The sequence below is a fragment of the Streptomyces sp. Ru73 genome, assembly GCF_002920575.1.
Lineage (GTDB): Bacteria > Actinomycetota > Actinomycetes > Streptomycetales > Streptomycetaceae > Streptomyces.
On sequence record NZ_PQSQ01000019.1, the window covers coordinates 25,383 to 40,309 of the forward strand.

The following is a 14,927-nucleotide window of genomic DNA, read 5'->3' on the forward strand; positions in this document are numbered from 1 at the left end:
TATTCAAGAGTCTGTGACGCAAACGTCATACTTAATATTCCCGAGACCCGGGAACGTAGGCTTATCGCATGGACAACGCGGGGCAGGGACTGCATGCGAAGGTGCTGGAGTCTCTCGGGCCGGAGATCGCAGCCGGCGAGCACCGGCCGGGCACGGTGCTGCGCACCGACGAGCTGGCCCAGCGCTACGACGTCTCCCGGACGGTCATCCGGGAGGCGGTACGCGTCCTGGAGTCGATGCACCTGGTCGAGTCCCGGCGCCGGGTGGGCGTGACCGTACGCCCCACCGAGGAGTGGAACGTCTACGATCCGCGGGTCATCCGCTGGCGGCTGGCCGGCTCCGACCGCCCCCGCCAGCTGCGCTCCCTCACCGTGCTGCGCTGCGCCATCGAGCCGGTCGCGGCCGGGCTGGCGGCACGCAACGCCACGCCCGAGCAGTGCGCCGACCTCACCGAGCGGGCCATGGGCATGGTGGCCACCTCACGCGGCCAGCAGCTGGAGGCGTACCTCGTCCACGACACGGCGTTCCACAAGATCCTGCTGACGGCCTCGGGCAACGAGATGTTCGCGCGGCTGCACGAAGTGGTGGCGGCGATCCTCACCGGCCGCACCCACCACCACGTGATGTTCACCGACCCCGACCCGGCAGCCGTCACCCTGCACGTCCAGGTCGCCGAGGCGATCCGGACCGGGGACGCGGCCCGCGCCGAGGAGCTGACCCGCGAGATCACCGTCGGCGCCATGGCCGAGCTGGACATCCTGGCGCCGTAGCGGCGGGCCGGGCGCACGGCCTCAGAACAGCGGCTGCTGGCCCGGGAACGGCGGCTCCTCCGGGTCGAACAGCTTCTCCGCCGGCGCCATCATGGGCGCCATCCGCCGCGACCCGGGGCAGGAGATCAGCTCCAGCCCCGTACGCCGCCCCGGCGGGTCGTGCCGGGCGAACCGCCCGCCGACCACGGCGATGTCTCTGGTGCACACGGGACAGGTACGACGCGGTGAGGACATGACACCAGTGTGACGCAGCGCGCGGACCAGGTTCCGCGCCCCGCGTCAGAACACGTCGCCGGGGACGTACGCGCCCCACACCCCGCGCAGGGTGTCGCAGACCTCGCCGACCGTCGCCTTCGCCTTCAGGGCCGCCTTCATCGGGTACAGCACGTTGTCGGTGCCCTCGGCCGCCTTCTTCAGGTCGGCCAGCGCCGTGTCCACCGCGGCCTGGTCCCGCTCGGCGCGCAGCTTCTTCAGGCGCTCGGCCTGCTGCGCCTCGATGGCCGGGTCGACGCGGAGCGGCTCGTACGGCTCCTCCTCGTCGAGCTGGTAGCGGTTGACGCCGACGACCACGCGCTCGCCGGAGTCGGTCTCCTGCGCGATGCGGTACGCGCTGCGCTCGATCTCGCTCTTCTGGAAGCCGCGCTCGATGGCGGCGACCGCACCGCCCAGCTCCTCGACCTTGCCCATCAGTTCGAGCGCGGCGGCCTCCACGTCATCGGTCATCTTCTCGACGACGTAGGACCCGGCGAACGGGTCGACGGTGGCGGTCACGTCCGTCTCGTACGCGAGGACCTGCTGCGTACGCAGGGCCAGCCGCGCCGACTTGTCGGTGGGCAGCGCGATGGCCTCGTCGAAGGAGTTGGTGTGCAGCGACTGCGTACCGCCGAGGACCGCGCCGAGGCCCTGGACCGCGACGCGCACGAGGTTCACCTCGGGCTGCTGGGCCGTCAGCTGCACGCCCGCCGTCTGCGTGTGGAAACGCAGCATCATCGACTTCGGGTTCTTGGCGCCGAACTCCTCCTTCATGATCCGGGCCCAGATCCGGCGCGCGGCACGGAACTTGGCGACCTCTTCGAGGATCGTGGTGCGCGCGACGAAGAAGAACGACAGCCGGGGCGCGAAGTCGTCGACGTCCATCCCGGCCGCGACGGCGGTCCGTACGTACTCGATGCCGTCAGCGAGCGTGAAGGCGATCTCCTGCGCGGGCGAGGCACCGGCCTCGGCCATGTGGTAGCCGGAGATCGAGATGGTGTTCCACTTCGGGATCTCGGCCCTGCAGTACTTGAAGATGTCGGCGATCAGCCGCAGCGAGGGCTTGGGCGGGAAGATGTACGTACCGCGGGCGATGTACTCCTTGAGCACGTCGTTCTGGATCGTGCCGGTGAGCTCGGCCGGGTCCACGCCCTGCTCCTCGCCCACCAGTTGGTACAGGAGCAGCAGCAGGGCGGCCGGCGCGTTGATGGTCATCGAGGTGGAGACCTTGTCCAGCGGGATGCCGTCGAACAGCACCCGCATGTCCTCGATCGAGTCGATCGCCACGCCGACCTTGCCGACCTCGCCCGAGGCGATCGGCGCGTCGGAGTCGTGGCCCATCTGGGTCGGCAGGTCGAAGGCGACCGAGAGGCCCATCGTGCCGTTCTCGATCAGCTGCTTGTAGCGCGCGTTGGACTCCTTGGCCGTGCCGAAGCCGGCGTACTGGCGCATCGTCCAGGGGCGTCCGGTGTACATCGTGGGGTACACGCCGCGGGTGTAGGGGTACGCGCCGGGCTCCCCCAGCTTCTCCGCCGGGTCCCAGTCGCCGAGGGCGTCCGGACCGTAGACGGGCTCGATGGGCACACCGCTCTCGGTGTGCCGGGAGCTGCCGGACTCGCGCGCCATGGTGCTGCCTCCCGCTGTGCTGCTGAACAGTCTTGCTGGGCTACTACCCGGTAATGACGGACCTTCGCGACGGACTGTAGTGGCGGGCGTGCGCGCCGTGGAGGGGCACGCCCTGGGACCTTGCTCACAGCATGACCGCAGGTTCGGCGGGCCGCAGCGCCGGGAACGAATGAGAGGGGCGGGTGAGACCACAGGGGTGGGATATGCGTCGCAGCAGGGCCTTCCGCACGCTGACCGGGACGCTGGCACTGACCGCGGTGCTGACGGCGGCCGCCGGCTGCAAGGAGATGCGGATACGCGTCGACGACGGCAAGGGCGCCGGGCACGCGGCGCCGCGCACGGCCGCCCCGGCGGCGCCGGCCGCGCCCGCGTCCTCCCCTCCCGCGGCGAAGCCGCCGGAGCCGTCGACGGCTCCGAAGCCGCGCCCGAAGCCGGTACTGGCGCCGGGCGCCCGCGGCGAGCAGGTCCGCGACCTCCAGGCCCGCCTGCGCCGCCTGAAGCACTTCGACCGGAACCCCACGGGGTACTACGGCTCCGTGACCGCCGCCGCGGTCTCCGCCTTCCAGCGCGACCGGGGCCTGCCGCGCACGGGCACGGTGGACGGGGCGACGCTGAGCGCCCTGCACGCGCGGACGGGCAGGCCCGCGCGGAGCGAGCTGTACCCGCTCACCACCCGGCCGGTCGCGGCGCCCGACAAACGGTGCCTGCGGGGCCGCGTGATCTGCATCAGCAAGACGAGTGACACGCTGGCATGGATGGTTGACGGCCGCGTCGTGTCGGCGATGGACGTGCGCTTCGGCTCGCAGTACACGCCCACGCGTGAGGGCACCTTCGCGGTGACGTTCAAGAGCCGCCACCACGTCTCGACGATCTACCACACGGCGATGCCGTACGCGATGTTCTTCAGCGGCGGCCAGGCGATCCACTACTCGGCGGACTTCGCGGCCCGCGGTTACTCCGGCGCCTCGCACGGTTGCGTCAACGTCCGCGACAGGAAGCAGATCGCAACACTGTTCGCGCAGGTCAGGCCGGGTACGAAGGTCGTCATATACAAGTAGCGCACAAGAAAGGGCGCGAGCGGGGCCGGGGGAACGTGCCCCGCTCGCGCCGACGCGCGGTGCCGTAGGTACGGGGGGAACCCCGGCTCCCGCGCAGCCGATGACCAGTCGGCTTCAGTACGTACAGCGTCACCGGCTCCAAAAACGTCACACCGGTTGGTCAGGAGGGGGGTCAGCCGGTCGGGGACGGTGTGGCGGAGGGGGTCGCCGCCTGCTCCGGCGAGGCCGTCTCCGACGGTGACGGGTCGGCCGACGAGTCCTCCAGCGGCGACGGGGAGACGCTCACGCCCGGCGCGTAGCCCTGGTGGCTGCCGTCGTCGTCACCGCCCTGGCCGCCCGAGCTCTGGTCCTCCCCGGTGCCCGCGGAGCCCCCGGTGTCTCCGCTGCCGCCGGAGCCGCCGTCCCCGGACGAACCGCCGTCGGACGAGCCGCCGTCGGAGGAACCGCCGGTCCCGCCGGTCGTCGTGTGGGAGCCGCCGAGCCCGCCCCCGGTGAGGCCGTTCTTCTGGACGTACTGCTTGCAGAGCAGGCGCAGCTTCTCCGTGCCGCCCGCCGCGCGCTCCAGTCCGCGCACCCGCTCGGGGTCGGCGGCCGGGGTGCGGCCCGCGGCGTAGTCGCGGCAGAAGGCGAGTGCGGCAGCGCGCCGTTCGGCCTTGTCGCCGCCGTCCAGCCCGCCCCCGCCGGGGGTGAGGTCGGGGACCGGCAGCCGTACGGTGCCGTCGCCGGGGCTCGGCCGGCCGCCCGTGGCGCCGGGTGACGCGGGCGTGGCCGGGTCGGCGGACTCCGGGTCGGCCTGCGGGGAGCGGGTGCCGCCGTCGGGTCCGTCGGTGTCGTGCGCCCGGCTCTCCAGCGGGCTCGGGGTGACGGCGGCCGAGACGCTGGGGGACGGCGCGGGCTCGCCGCTGTGGAAGGGGGTGGGGAGGACGCCGGTACCTGCGGCCACCGCCACGCCGCCGAGGGCGCAGCCGGCCAGGGCGACGGCGAGGCCGCGCCGGAAGGGGCGGCCGATGCGGGAGCGTTCGGTGCGGGACGCGCCGCCGGGCACGCGCCGCACCACGGGTATCCCGTCCTCCGCCGCTTCCTCGGCCACGTTTCCCGCCGCGGCAGTGTCGCGCGTAGACCGGCCCGCCGAAGCCTGCCGGAAGGCGGCGACGGCGGCCTCCTCGCCCGGGAGCGCCGTGCCGGGGGCGGGCGCCGCCGCGGTCATGGCGGCCGCGGAGAGCAGGTCGTCGAGCTCCCGTGCGCCGTGGCCGCGTCCGGCATCGACCCGTTCGCCACGCAGCAAGCGCTCCGCGGCGTCCTCGTCGAGCCAGCTGTACCGGTCGTCGGCCATCACATGTCCTTCTGCGTACGTGCGGCCGTTTCCGTCACACCGGGTACGCACGGTTCCGTTCCCCCGGACCGGCCCCCGCGGCGCTGCAGAGGCACCTCGCCCACGGGCCCGCCGGCCGGCCCCTTCCCTGGTGAAGGACGGTCGGGAAGGTGTTCGGGTTGCTCCGCCGGAACACCGGCTTCAGCGGCCTCCTGGCCCTCGCCCGGCCCGGTGATCAGCTCGGCGAGGCGGCGCAGTCCGCGGTGGGCCGCCGTGCGCACGGCCCCCGGGCGCTTGCCGAGGACGCCGGCCGCGGACTTGGCGTCGAGCCCGACGACCACGCGCAGCACCACCGCCTCGGCCTGGTCCTGCGGGAGCTGGGAGATCAGCCGGAAGGCGCGCCCCGTGCCGAGCGACTCCAGGGCCTCGCCGACCGTGTCTGACGGGCCCGGCTTGTCGGCCAGTTCGGTCTCGTCACCGCCGATGGCCGGGCGGCGGCCGCGCATGCGGATGTGGTCCAGGGCGCGGTTGCGTGCGATGCGGGCGGCCCAGCCGCGGAAGCGGTCGGCGTCACCGCTGAACCGGGCGAGGTCACGGGTGATCTGCAGCCAGGCCTCGGAGGCGACATCCTCTGCGTCCGCTTCGCCCACCAAAGTCCGTACATATCCGAGAAGACGCGGATGTACGGCTCGGTAGACGGTGCGGAAGGCCGCCTCGTCGCCGTCCTGTGCCGCCTGTACGGCGACCGTCAACCGGCTGTCGTCCGGCTGAGTGTCGTCCCCTTGCACGGGTCCATCCTGTCGCACGCGGAACATCCGCTGCCCGGTCGTTGCTGCCTGCGTCTGCTGCCGGCGCCCGGCTACCGCAGGTAAAGGAACTGCTGCTGGCGCCGACGGTATCCCGTGGTGCCCCGTACGCCGAAGTAAGTACGCCCGGCCGTCCGCCGGCCCCGCCGGGCCGCCGTATGACGCGCGACGGGCGCACCGACCGGCGCGGACCTGCACGTTACGGGCATCGGCCGCCCTGCGTCCAGAGTCGCCGGGATGCGGCCGTCCGCACGGCGCGTGACGCGGCTGTGACGCTTTCGGCGCCGTCGGCGCTGTAGAGGGTGAGGGCGCGACGCCGCCCTCCCTGAGCGACGGCCGGGGCCTCTCCTGTGGGGGGTGGCGGCCCCGGCCGTCCCCTTCCTCACTTCTCCCGGTGCCCGCGCCCGTTCTCCGGCGCGGCGGACCGCTCGGCGCCCGGAGCCTTCTTCCCGCGCTCGTCCTTCTCCGCCCCGCGCTCGTCCTGCTTCGTCGGGCGGTCCTGCTTCGGCCGGCGGGCCTGCCGGGCCTTCTTCGCCTTCGCCCGCCGTTCGGCCTGGGCCGCCTTCTCGGGCTGCTTCGCCGACTGCGGGTGCGCGGGCCCGTCCGGCTTCGTGTGGCCCTGGCTCCTGCCCGGCTCACCCGGCTGCTCGTGGCCGTGGCCCGTGCCCTGGCCGCCGTCCCGGCCCTTGCCCTGGTCGCCGTGGCTGCCGTCCCGGCCCTTGCCGTGCTTGCCGTGCTCCCCGTGGTTGCCGTGCTTCCCGTGGCCCTTCGCGCCGTGCTGCTTCTCGCCGTGCCCCGGCAGGTGGCCCGGCGGTACGGGCGGGGGCGAGACGAGCGGGATGACGGGGTCCGTCGACGAGTCGGGGCGCAGGGACGGTGGCGTGGCGCTGCCGGGCGCCGTGTGCGAGGGGCGGGGCCGTTCCGGCGTGCTGCCGGGGAAGGTGCCCATGGCCGCCGCCGCGACGCCGCCCAGCGTCACCGACGCCAGCAGCGCGCCGACCGCGGCGCGCACCGGCAGTCCGGCGCGCCGGACCGTACGCGGGCGCCAGTCGTCCCGCCGCCGGGTGCCCGCCGCCTGCTGCCGGGCCTCCTGGGCCGCGCGGAACGCGGCGACCGCCCGCCGTTCCCCCTCGGGCGTGACGGGGGAACCGGCACGCACCGCGGCGCCGAGCAGTTCGCCCAGCGCGGCGGGGCCGCCCCCGTCGTCGTCACCGGACGCCGCGCCGGCGCTCCTGGAACCGCCACCCATGCGTGGCCCCTCACCTTCTCCGTTTGTTCCTCGTACCGCTTCCGTCGCCCCCGTCCGCGCCGCCGCCCAGCTCCTCCGCCAGCCGCCGCAGCCCGCGGTGGACCGACGTCCGCACGGCGCCGGGGCGCTTGCCCAGGACGCGGGCGGCCGCCGGGCCGTCGAGACCGACGACGACGCGCAGCAGCACCGCCTCGCCCTGCTCGCGCGGCAGCCCCGCGATCAGTGCCAGCACCCGTTCGGTCGAGAGGGTCTCCAGGGCCTGCTCGAAGGTGCTGTGCGGCCCCGGCAGCTCGGCCAGCTCCGGTTCGAGCCCGGCCGCGCGCGGCCGTGCCTTCTGCCGGCGCAGCAGGTCCAGCGCCCGGTGCCGGGCGATGGTCGCGGTCCAGCCGCGGAACCCCGCGCCGTCCCCGCGGAACCGCCCGAGGTCGCGGGCGATCTCCAGCCACGCCTCGGCCGCCACGTCCTCGGCCTCCTCGCCGACGAGTCCGCGCAGGTAGCCGAGGAGTCCCGGCTGCACCAGGCGGTACGCGGCCGCGAAGGCGGCCTCGTCGCCCTGCTGCGCCCGTGCCACGGCCGCGCCCAGCTCCGCGTCGCGCGCCTGCGCGCGACGGGATTCCCCTCGGCCCAACCGCTGTCCTCTTCGTACGTGTGGGTCCGCGCCACCCGTGGGGGCATGACCCGGATCAGGGCGTCTGCGCCCCCGATGACATCAGCGTCGGGACAGACGGAAATGTCACAGTGTTACGCGTGCGACGCCGGGGGCCGACCGCACGGCCCGGCCGCACAGCATCATCGGACGGCGCCGCTCCGACAGCACGGTCGGACGGCGCCCGTCAACGGGACCGCACCGGTCGGCCGGACCACACCGGCCAGTCAGACGACGCCCGTCAGCCGAACAACACCGGTCAGCCGGACGGCACCCGTCAGCCGAACAACACCGGCCGGACGACGCAGGTCCGACGGCACCGGCCCAGCGGCGCCGGCCCGACGGCACCGGCCCGGCGGACCGGTCCGTCGCGGCACCAGGCAGGCGCCGCACCGCTCAGACGGTCCCGCGGGCCTGGCGGGAGCAGACCGCGCGCATGACCCGGCGGCCCTCGGCGGAGATCTCCACGGCCTGGCGCAGGCCGACGGGGTTCTCTCCGGCCAGCAGTTCCAGGATCGTCGTCTGGCGGCGCAGTTCGGCCTCGACCAGCGGGGTCATGCCCTCCGTACGGCCCGCGCGGCGGTCCTCCAGGGACGGCGCGTCCTCGTCCGCCCGGCCCGCGGGGTCCAGCAGGTGGTGGATGCGGAGCGCCGCGAGCGAGCAGTCCTCGGCCCAGGCGCGGAGCGCGGCCTCGTCGGTGCGGCTGGCCGGCGCGGCGTCCACCATGCGCTGGGCCAGCAGGGCCGGCTCGGCCTCGCCCGGCGCGGCGTCCGCCGGTCCGTCGGGCAGCAGGGCCCGTACCGCGGTCAGCTGGGGCCCCCACGCCGCGCCGTCGGCCGCGAGGCTCGCCCACAGCGGGCGCAGCGCGTCGTCGCCGGCGCCGAGGAGCGGCAGACAGCGGTCCAGGCAGGCGAGGCCGCTCGCCGCCAGCCCGCGCGCGTCCGCGCGCGACCAGTTCCACCAGGCTCATGACGTACGCCTTCCCCTTCGCCGGGCAGTCCCTTGCTGGGCCGTACTGCGTGCCGGGGCGCGGGAACGTCACAGCGGACCGTGACAGACCGGGAGGAAGGCGTACGTCCGTCTCCGCTCAGCGCGCGGGCGCCACCGTGGCGGCCCGTGCCTTGAAGTCCGGCCAGGACAGCTGCGGCTTCCGCGGGTCCCAGACCTTCTGGGCGAGCGCGGCGAGCGGCATCCGGATGCCGCGGGCGACCTGGTCGGCGGTCTGGGCCTGGGCGAGGTCGCACCAGACGCCGAGCCGGGCGCCGGGCACCCGGTCGGGCCCGGCGAGCGAGGCGGGCACGGGCTTGGTGCCGCGCAGCACCGCCGGGGTCCACTCCTTGTAGATCCGCTCGCCGGTCGGGTACGTGAAGTCGTTCGGCTGGCCGAGCACGTAGTAGAGGTACTCGTCGTTGAGGTTCACGACCTTGCGTCCCTCCTCGAGGAACGCGGCCGGGTCGTTCGCGCCGATCTCCTTGCCGGTCCAGTACGCCACCGTGCGGTCCTTGGCCGGGGTGGTCACCTTGCTGTCGTGGAAGCCGTCGTTCCACGCCTCGATCTGCCGCACGCCCGCCTTGCGCAGGGTCTTCTCGCGGTCGTTGAGCCAGCCGGTCGTCAGGTCCTCCACGGTCGCCTTCGCGCCGTACTTCTTCGTGGCGGCGCGGGCGAGCTGCGGGTAGGTGGTGCCGGGCGACTTCACGGTGAGGGCGCGGTACTCGTCGCCGCCCAGGTGCCAGTGCGGTCCGGGCACGCCCTCCTCGGCGAACAGCTTCGCGTACTCCCGCATCAGGTCGTCGACGATCCGGGCGGCCTCCGGCTCGGAGATGTCGATGGCGCCGCGCTGGGCGGTGCCGGCGGCGCTGCGCAGCTGGAGCGAGGGGTGCTTGTCGATCACCGCGCCGAGGTGGCCGGGCGAGTCCAGCTCGGGGATGACGGTGATGTGCAGCTCGCGGGCGAGCCGTACCAGGTGGCGGACCTGGTCCTTGGTCAGGTGGTCCTTGGAGACGATCTCCGGGTGGCTGGCGCTCTCGATGCGGAACGCCTGGTCGTCGGAGAAGTGCAGCTGCAGCTGGTTGAGCTTGAGGTCGGCCATCTCGCGGATGCGCTTCTCCAGCCAGTCGGCGGTGAAGTGCTTGCGCGCCGTGTCCACGAGCAGGCCGCGCTGGGCACGGTCGGGCCGGTCCTCGATGGTGCCCTCGGGGACGCCCTTGGTGGCGCGTACGGACTGCAGGACCGTGCGGGTGGCGTTGAAGACGCCGGTGTCGGTGGGCGCGGTCAGGGTGAGCCGGGTGTCCCTGGCGATGATCGTGTACGCCTCGTCGGCGGTGCTCGCGGGGGCCGCGTTGTTCTGTCCGGCGGCCTTGCCCTTGCCGGAGATCTCCAGCTCGATGTCGCCGGGCCGGGCGTCGTCCCGCCAGGACAGCCGCAGGCCGCCCAGCTCGGCGGCGAGCCGGCGGGCCTCGTCGGCGAGCGGACTGTCCTGGCCGGCGGGGACGACGACGCGGGCGTTCTTCGAGACCCGCCAGCCGCGCCCGTCGGCCGCCTTGAAGGAGCGGACGGCGGGGACGGTGCGCGGTGTCCCCTTGACCGGGGCCCAGCGTGGCGTGGGCGCGGCCGAGGACGCGGCGGACGTGGGCGACTTCGAATCCTGGCTGCCGCTGCCGCCGCGCTGTCCGGAGTCGGAGCAGCCGGTGATGGTCACAGCGGAGGCGGCCAGGGCCACCCATGCCGTCAACTTCCTCATCTACGCAAACCTCCCTTTCCAGGGCGAAGTATTGCCAGCCAGAGAAACGTCACGTCCACTACGCGCGCGAAAGCTCTCTCATCCGGGTGAAATTCGCGCATCCGTCGGACAAGGTCCGTCTCGCGTCGTTACGGTGACGACTCACCCGAACTCCACCCCCAGAAGCACCGTCAGTCTCTCGTTCCCCAGGGATCTCGCCACCCCCGGCGTGGCGTTCCCGGCGCGACGCGCCGCCCTGACCGCCCGAGGAGATCGCCCTGTCCGACGAGTCCCCGGCCCGGCCCGGCACCCTGCCCGCTCCCCGGTCCGGCATACCCTCGCAGACGTGCCGGCCGCCGCGGGTGGCACCGGACGGCGCGCCGGGGCTCGACCGCTTGAATTCGGCCGACGCCGGAGCCGCCGAGACCGCGCTGCTGGCCTGCTGCGGCAGCCGCCGCTGGGCCCGCAGGCTCGCCGCGCACCGCCCGTATCCCGACCTGGACGCACTGCTCGCCGCCGCCGACGAGGCCAGCTACGACCTCAGCCCCGAGGACCTCACCGAAGCCCTCGCCGAGGAGTCCGTCTCGCCGCAGCCGCTCGCGGGCGCCCGCGGCCGCGGCACCCTCGCGGCCCACACCGCGCTGCGCGCCGCGCACGCCGAGTACGAGCGCCGGTTCCGCCATGTCTTCGTGATCTGCCTGGACGGGCTGCGCGAGGACGAGCTGCTGGACCACGTGCTGAGCGGCATCCGGGACCGGCTGGCGCACGAGCCGGAGGAGGAGCGGGCCGTCGTGGCCGAGGAGCTGCGCCGGATCGCCCGGGGGCGCCTCGCCCATCTTGTGGGCCATCGTCCGTGATGGACTGTTTCCTCCCTGTCCGATAGCCCGTCCGTGCTTGTTTGATCACACCTGAGGACCCCGGCGCGAGTAACCGACAAGTCGTCGCTACGATGGCCAGGGCCGGTGGACCGTACCCGGCCGGGCCAGACCGACAGTGAAGCCGGCAGGCCCCAGTCCCCGCTCCCGGAGGGTTTTTCCGTGCCGGCTGGAACGCTGTATCGCGGCCGGGAAGGTATGTGGTCCTGGGTGGCTCACCGAGTCACCGGCGTCCTCATTTTCTTCTTCCTGTTCGTGCACGTGCTCGACACCGCTCTCGTTCGCGTCTCCCCCGAGGCTTATGACGACGTCGTCGCCACGTACAAGACGCCCCTCGTCAACGTGATGGAGTACGGCCTGGTGGCCGCCATCCTCTTCCACGCACTCAACGGCCTGCGCGTCGTCGCCGTGGACTTCTGGTCGAAGGGCACCAAGTACCAGAAGCAGCTGCTGTGGACCGTTGTCGGTGTCTGGCTGGTCCTGATGGCCGGCGCCTTCTACCCCGTGCTGCAGCACACCCTGCGCACGCTGTTCGGGAGCTGATGAAGCGCGATGTCCTCTGCTGAGACGACTCCTGTGAACGACTCCGTGTCCCTGTACGACGTGGACAACCCGGCTCCCGTCATCGAGCCGCCCCGCGCCCGTACCAAGAAGACCCCGCGGTCGACCCGGACCAACTTCGAGCTGTACGGCTGGCTCTTCATGCGGCTGTCCGGCATCGTGCTCGTCGTCCTGGTCCTCGGTCACCTGCTGCTCCAGCTGGTGCTGGACGGCGGCGTGAGCAAGATCGGCTTCGCCTTCGTGGCCGGTCGCTGGGCCTCGCCGTTCTGGCAGGCCTGGGACCTGATCATGCTGTGGCTCGCGATGCTGCACGGCGCCAACGGCCTGCGCACGGTCATCAACGACTACGCGCAGCGGGACAACACCCGCTTCTGGCTGAAGATGCTGCTGTACGCCGCCACGGTGTTCACCGTCCTTCTGGGCACGCTGGTGATCTTCACCTTCGACCCGAACATCCGCTAAAGCCGGGGCTGACTGGAACAATGAAGATCCACAAGTACGACACCGTCATCGTCGGCGCGGGTGGCGCCGGCATGCGCGCCGCCATCGAGGCGACGAAGCGCAGCCGCACCGCCGTCCTGACGAAGCTCTACCCCACCCGCTCCCACACCGGCGCGGCGCAGGGCGGCATGGCCGCCGCCCTCGCCAACGTCGAGGAGGACAACTGGGAGTGGCACACCTTCGACACGATCAAGGGCGGCGACTACCTGGTCGACCAGGACGCCGCCGAGATCCTCGCGAAGGAGGCCATCGACTCCGTCCTCGACCTGGAGAAGATGGGCCTGCCGTTCAACCGCACCCCGAACGGCACGATCGACCAGCGCCGCTTCGGCGGTCACTCCCGTAACCACGGTGAGGCCCCGGTCCGCCGGTCCTGCTACGCCTCGGACCGCACCGGCCACATGATCCTCCAGACGCTGTACCAGAACTGCGTCAAGGAGGGCGTGGAGTTCTTCAACGAGTTCTACGTCCTGGATCTGCTGCTCAACGAGGTCGACGGGGTCCGGAAGTCCGCCGGTGTCGTCGCCTACGAGCTGGCGACCGGCGAGATCCACGTCTTCCAGGCGAAGTCGATCATCTTCGCGTCCGGCGGCACCGGCAAGTTCTTCAAGGTGACCTCCAACGCGCACACCCTGACCGGTGACGGCCAGGCCGCCGCCTGGCGCCGCGGGCTGCCGCTGGAGGACATGGAGTTCTTCCAGTTCCACCCGACCGGCATCTGGCGGATGGGCATCCTGCTGACGGAGGGCGCCCGTGGTGAGGGCGGCATCCTCCGCAACAAGGACGGCGAGCGCTTCATGGAGAAGTACGCGCCGGTCATGAAGGACCTCGCCTCGCGTGACGTCGTCTCGCGCTCCATCTACACGGAGATCCGCGAGGGCCGTGGCTGCGGTCCCGAGGGCGACCACGTCTACCTCGACCTCACCCACCTGCCGCCGGAGCAGCTGGACGCCAAGCTGCCCGACATCACCGAGTTCGCGCGGACCTACCTCGGCATCGAGCCCTACACGGACCCGATTCCGATCCAGCCGACCGCGCACTACGCCATGGGCGGCATCCCGACCAACGTCGAGGGTGAGGTGCTGGCCGACAACACCACCGTCGTGCCGGGCCTGTACGCCGCCGGCGAGGTCGCCTGCGTCTCCGTGCACGGCGCCAACCGCCTGGGCACCAACTCGCTGCTCGACATCAACGTCTTCGGCCGCCGCGCGGGCATCGCCGCCGCGGAGTACGCCCACAAGAACGAGTTCGTCGAGCTGCCCGAGGACCCGGCCAAGCAGGTCCAGGACCAGGTCGAGCGGCTGCGCAACTCCAACGGCACCGAGAGCGTCGTCAAGCTCCGCACGGAGCTGCAGGAGTGCATGGACGCCAACGTGATGGTGTTCCGCACCGAGCAGACGATCAAGACCGCGGTCGAGAAGATCGGCGAGCTGCGCGAGCGCTACATGAACGTGTCCATCCAGGACAAGGGCAAGCGCTTCAACACCGACCTGCTGGAGGCCATCGAGCTGGGCAACCTGCTCGACCTGGCCGAGGTCATGGCGGTCTCCGCGCTGGCCCGCAAGGAGTCCCGCGGCGGTCACTACCGCGAGGACTACCCGAACCGCGACGACGTCAACTTCATGCGGCACACCATGGCGTACCGCGAGGTCGGCGCTGACGGCAAGGAGTCGATCCGTCTCGACTACAAGCCGGTCGTCCAGACCCGCTACCAGCCGATGGAGCGTAAGTACTGATGAGCACCCCCACGCTTGACAAGCACTCGGCGGCGCTGGACGCGGCCGAGAGCACCGCACTCCAGAAGATCACTGTGACCTTCCGGATCCGCCGGTTCAACCCGGAGGTCTCGGCGGACGCGTCGTGGCAGGACTTCCAGCTGGAGCTGGACCCCAAGGAGCGCGTGCTCGACGGTCTGCACAAGATCAAGTGGGAGCAGGACGGCACGCTGACCTTCCGCCGCTCCTGCGCGCACGGCATCTGCGGCTCCGACGCCATGCGGATCAACGGCAAGAACCGGCTCGCCTGCAAGACGCTGATCAAGGACATCAACCCTGAGAAGCCGATCACGATCGAGGCCATCAAGGGCCTGACGGTCCTCAAGGACCTGGTCGTGGACATGGAGCCGTTCTTCCAGGCGTACCGCGACGTGATGCCCTTCCTGATCACGAAGGACACCAACGAGCCGACGCGCGAGCGCCTGCAGTCCGCCGAGGACCGCGAGCGCTTCGACGACACCACCAAGTGCATCCTGTGCGCCGCGTGCACGTCCTCGTGCCCGGTGTTCTGGAACGACGGCCAGTACTTCGGCCCGGCGGCGATCGTCAACGCGCACCGCTTCATCTTCGACTCGCGTGACGAGGCGGGCGAGCAGCGCCTGGAGATCCTGAACGACAAGGACGGCGTCTGGCGCTGCCGTACGACCTTCAACTGCACCGACGCGTGCCCCCGTGGCATCGAGGTCACCAAGGCGATCCAGGAAGTGAAGCGCGCGCTGATCACGCGTCGCTTCTGATCCAGGTCCGCCTGCCGAGGGCCCCTGTCCGGAATTGGTT

General features: G+C 72.2%; 15 protein-coding genes. 7 read left to right on the forward strand and 8 right to left on the reverse strand.

From position 1 onward, the window contains the following. Positions 1–68 precede the first annotated feature (68 nt). On the forward strand, positions 69–770 hold the full coding sequence (locus tag C3486_RS11675; RefSeq protein WP_103832562.1) for a FadR/GntR family transcriptional regulator: 702 nt from the start codon (positions 69–71) through the stop codon (positions 768–770). Positions 771–791: 21 nt separating this feature from the next. Here C3486_RS11675 and C3486_RS11680 read toward each other — a convergent pair whose 3' ends face one another. Next, positions 792–1,004 carry a hypothetical protein gene (locus C3486_RS11680; RefSeq protein WP_103832563.1) on the reverse strand — a complete coding sequence of 71 codons (213 nt, stop codon included), beginning with the start codon at positions 1,002–1,004 and terminating at the stop codon, positions 792–794. A 45-nt stretch (positions 1,005–1,049) separates the two neighbouring features. Continuing rightward, on the reverse strand, positions 1,050–2,648 hold the full coding sequence (locus C3486_RS11685) for a methylmalonyl-CoA mutase (RefSeq protein ID WP_103832564.1): 1,599 nt from the start codon (positions 2,646–2,648) through the stop codon (positions 1,050–1,052). 203 nt (positions 2,649–2,851) lie between these two features. Between C3486_RS11685 and C3486_RS11690 the strand changes: the two genes are divergently transcribed. Beyond that, complete coding sequence (locus tag C3486_RS11690) at positions 2,852–3,706, forward strand: L,D-transpeptidase family protein (RefSeq protein WP_103832565.1); 855 nt, start codon at positions 2,852–2,854, stop codon at positions 3,704–3,706. A 172-nt stretch (positions 3,707–3,878) separates the two neighbouring features. On the opposite strand, the gene C3486_RS11695 is transcribed toward C3486_RS11690, so the two are convergent. From C3486_RS11695 to C3486_RS11720, 6 genes are all read right to left on the reverse strand, one after another. Then, positions 3,879–5,039 (reverse strand): hypothetical protein, encoded by a 1,161-nt coding sequence (locus tag C3486_RS11695; RefSeq protein ID WP_103832566.1) that lies wholly within the window; start codon positions 5,037–5,039, stop codon positions 3,879–3,881. After that, positions 5,039–5,833, reverse strand: coding sequence for an RNA polymerase sigma factor (locus tag C3486_RS11700; protein WP_103832567.1), 795 nt, complete (start codon positions 5,831–5,833; stop codon positions 5,039–5,041). Before C3486_RS11700 ends, C3486_RS11695 begins: the two co-directional genes overlap by 1 nt. A gap of 373 nt (positions 5,834–6,206) precedes the next feature. Continuing rightward, complete coding sequence (locus C3486_RS11705) at positions 6,207–7,073, reverse strand: hypothetical protein (protein ID WP_103832568.1); 867 nt, start codon at positions 7,071–7,073, stop codon at positions 6,207–6,209. Between the two features lie 10 nt (positions 7,074–7,083). Continuing rightward, complete coding sequence (locus tag C3486_RS11710; protein ID WP_103832569.1) at positions 7,084–7,701, reverse strand: RNA polymerase sigma factor; 618 nt, start codon at positions 7,699–7,701, stop codon at positions 7,084–7,086. 414 nt (positions 7,702–8,115) lie between these two features. Beyond that, a complete protein-coding gene (locus C3486_RS38525) occupies positions 8,116–8,445 on the reverse strand; it encodes a hypothetical protein (protein ID WP_308461235.1) in 330 nt (109 codons plus the stop codon). A gap of 361 nt (positions 8,446–8,806) precedes the next feature. Next, positions 8,807–10,459: a glycoside hydrolase family 20 protein gene (locus C3486_RS11720; RefSeq protein ID WP_103832571.1), complete on the reverse strand. Its 1,653-nt coding sequence runs from the start codon at positions 10,457–10,459 to the stop codon at positions 8,807–8,809. Between the two features lie 311 nt (positions 10,460–10,770). On the opposite strand from C3486_RS11720, the gene C3486_RS11725 reads away from it, so the two are divergent. The 5 genes from C3486_RS11725 to C3486_RS11745 all read left to right on the forward strand — a co-directional run bounded on the left by C3486_RS11725 (position 10,771) and on the right by C3486_RS11745 (position 14,887). After that, on the forward strand, positions 10,771–11,295 hold the full coding sequence (locus C3486_RS11725) for a 2-oxo-4-hydroxy-4-carboxy-5-ureidoimidazoline decarboxylase (protein ID WP_181138520.1): 525 nt from the start codon (positions 10,771–10,773) through the stop codon (positions 11,293–11,295). A 180-nt stretch (positions 11,296–11,475) separates the two neighbouring features. Continuing rightward, complete coding sequence (gene sdhC / locus C3486_RS11730; protein ID WP_030609578.1) at positions 11,476–11,856, forward strand: succinate dehydrogenase, cytochrome b556 subunit; 381 nt, start codon at positions 11,476–11,478, stop codon at positions 11,854–11,856. Between the two features lie 9 nt (positions 11,857–11,865). Next, positions 11,866–12,336 carry a succinate dehydrogenase hydrophobic membrane anchor subunit gene (locus tag C3486_RS11735; RefSeq protein ID WP_031060017.1) on the forward strand — a complete coding sequence of 157 codons (471 nt, stop codon included), beginning with the start codon at positions 11,866–11,868 and terminating at the stop codon, positions 12,334–12,336. A gap of 20 nt (positions 12,337–12,356) precedes the next feature. Then, a complete protein-coding gene (gene sdhA, locus C3486_RS11740; protein ID WP_103832573.1) occupies positions 12,357–14,111 on the forward strand; it encodes a succinate dehydrogenase flavoprotein subunit in 1,755 nt (584 codons plus the stop codon). Further along, entirely contained in the window at positions 14,111–14,887 is a 777-nt protein-coding gene (locus tag C3486_RS11745; protein WP_103832574.1) for a succinate dehydrogenase iron-sulfur subunit, read from the forward strand. The genes sdhA and C3486_RS11745 overlap by 1 nt, the downstream gene beginning before the upstream one ends. Positions 14,888–14,927: the final 40 nt, after the last annotated feature.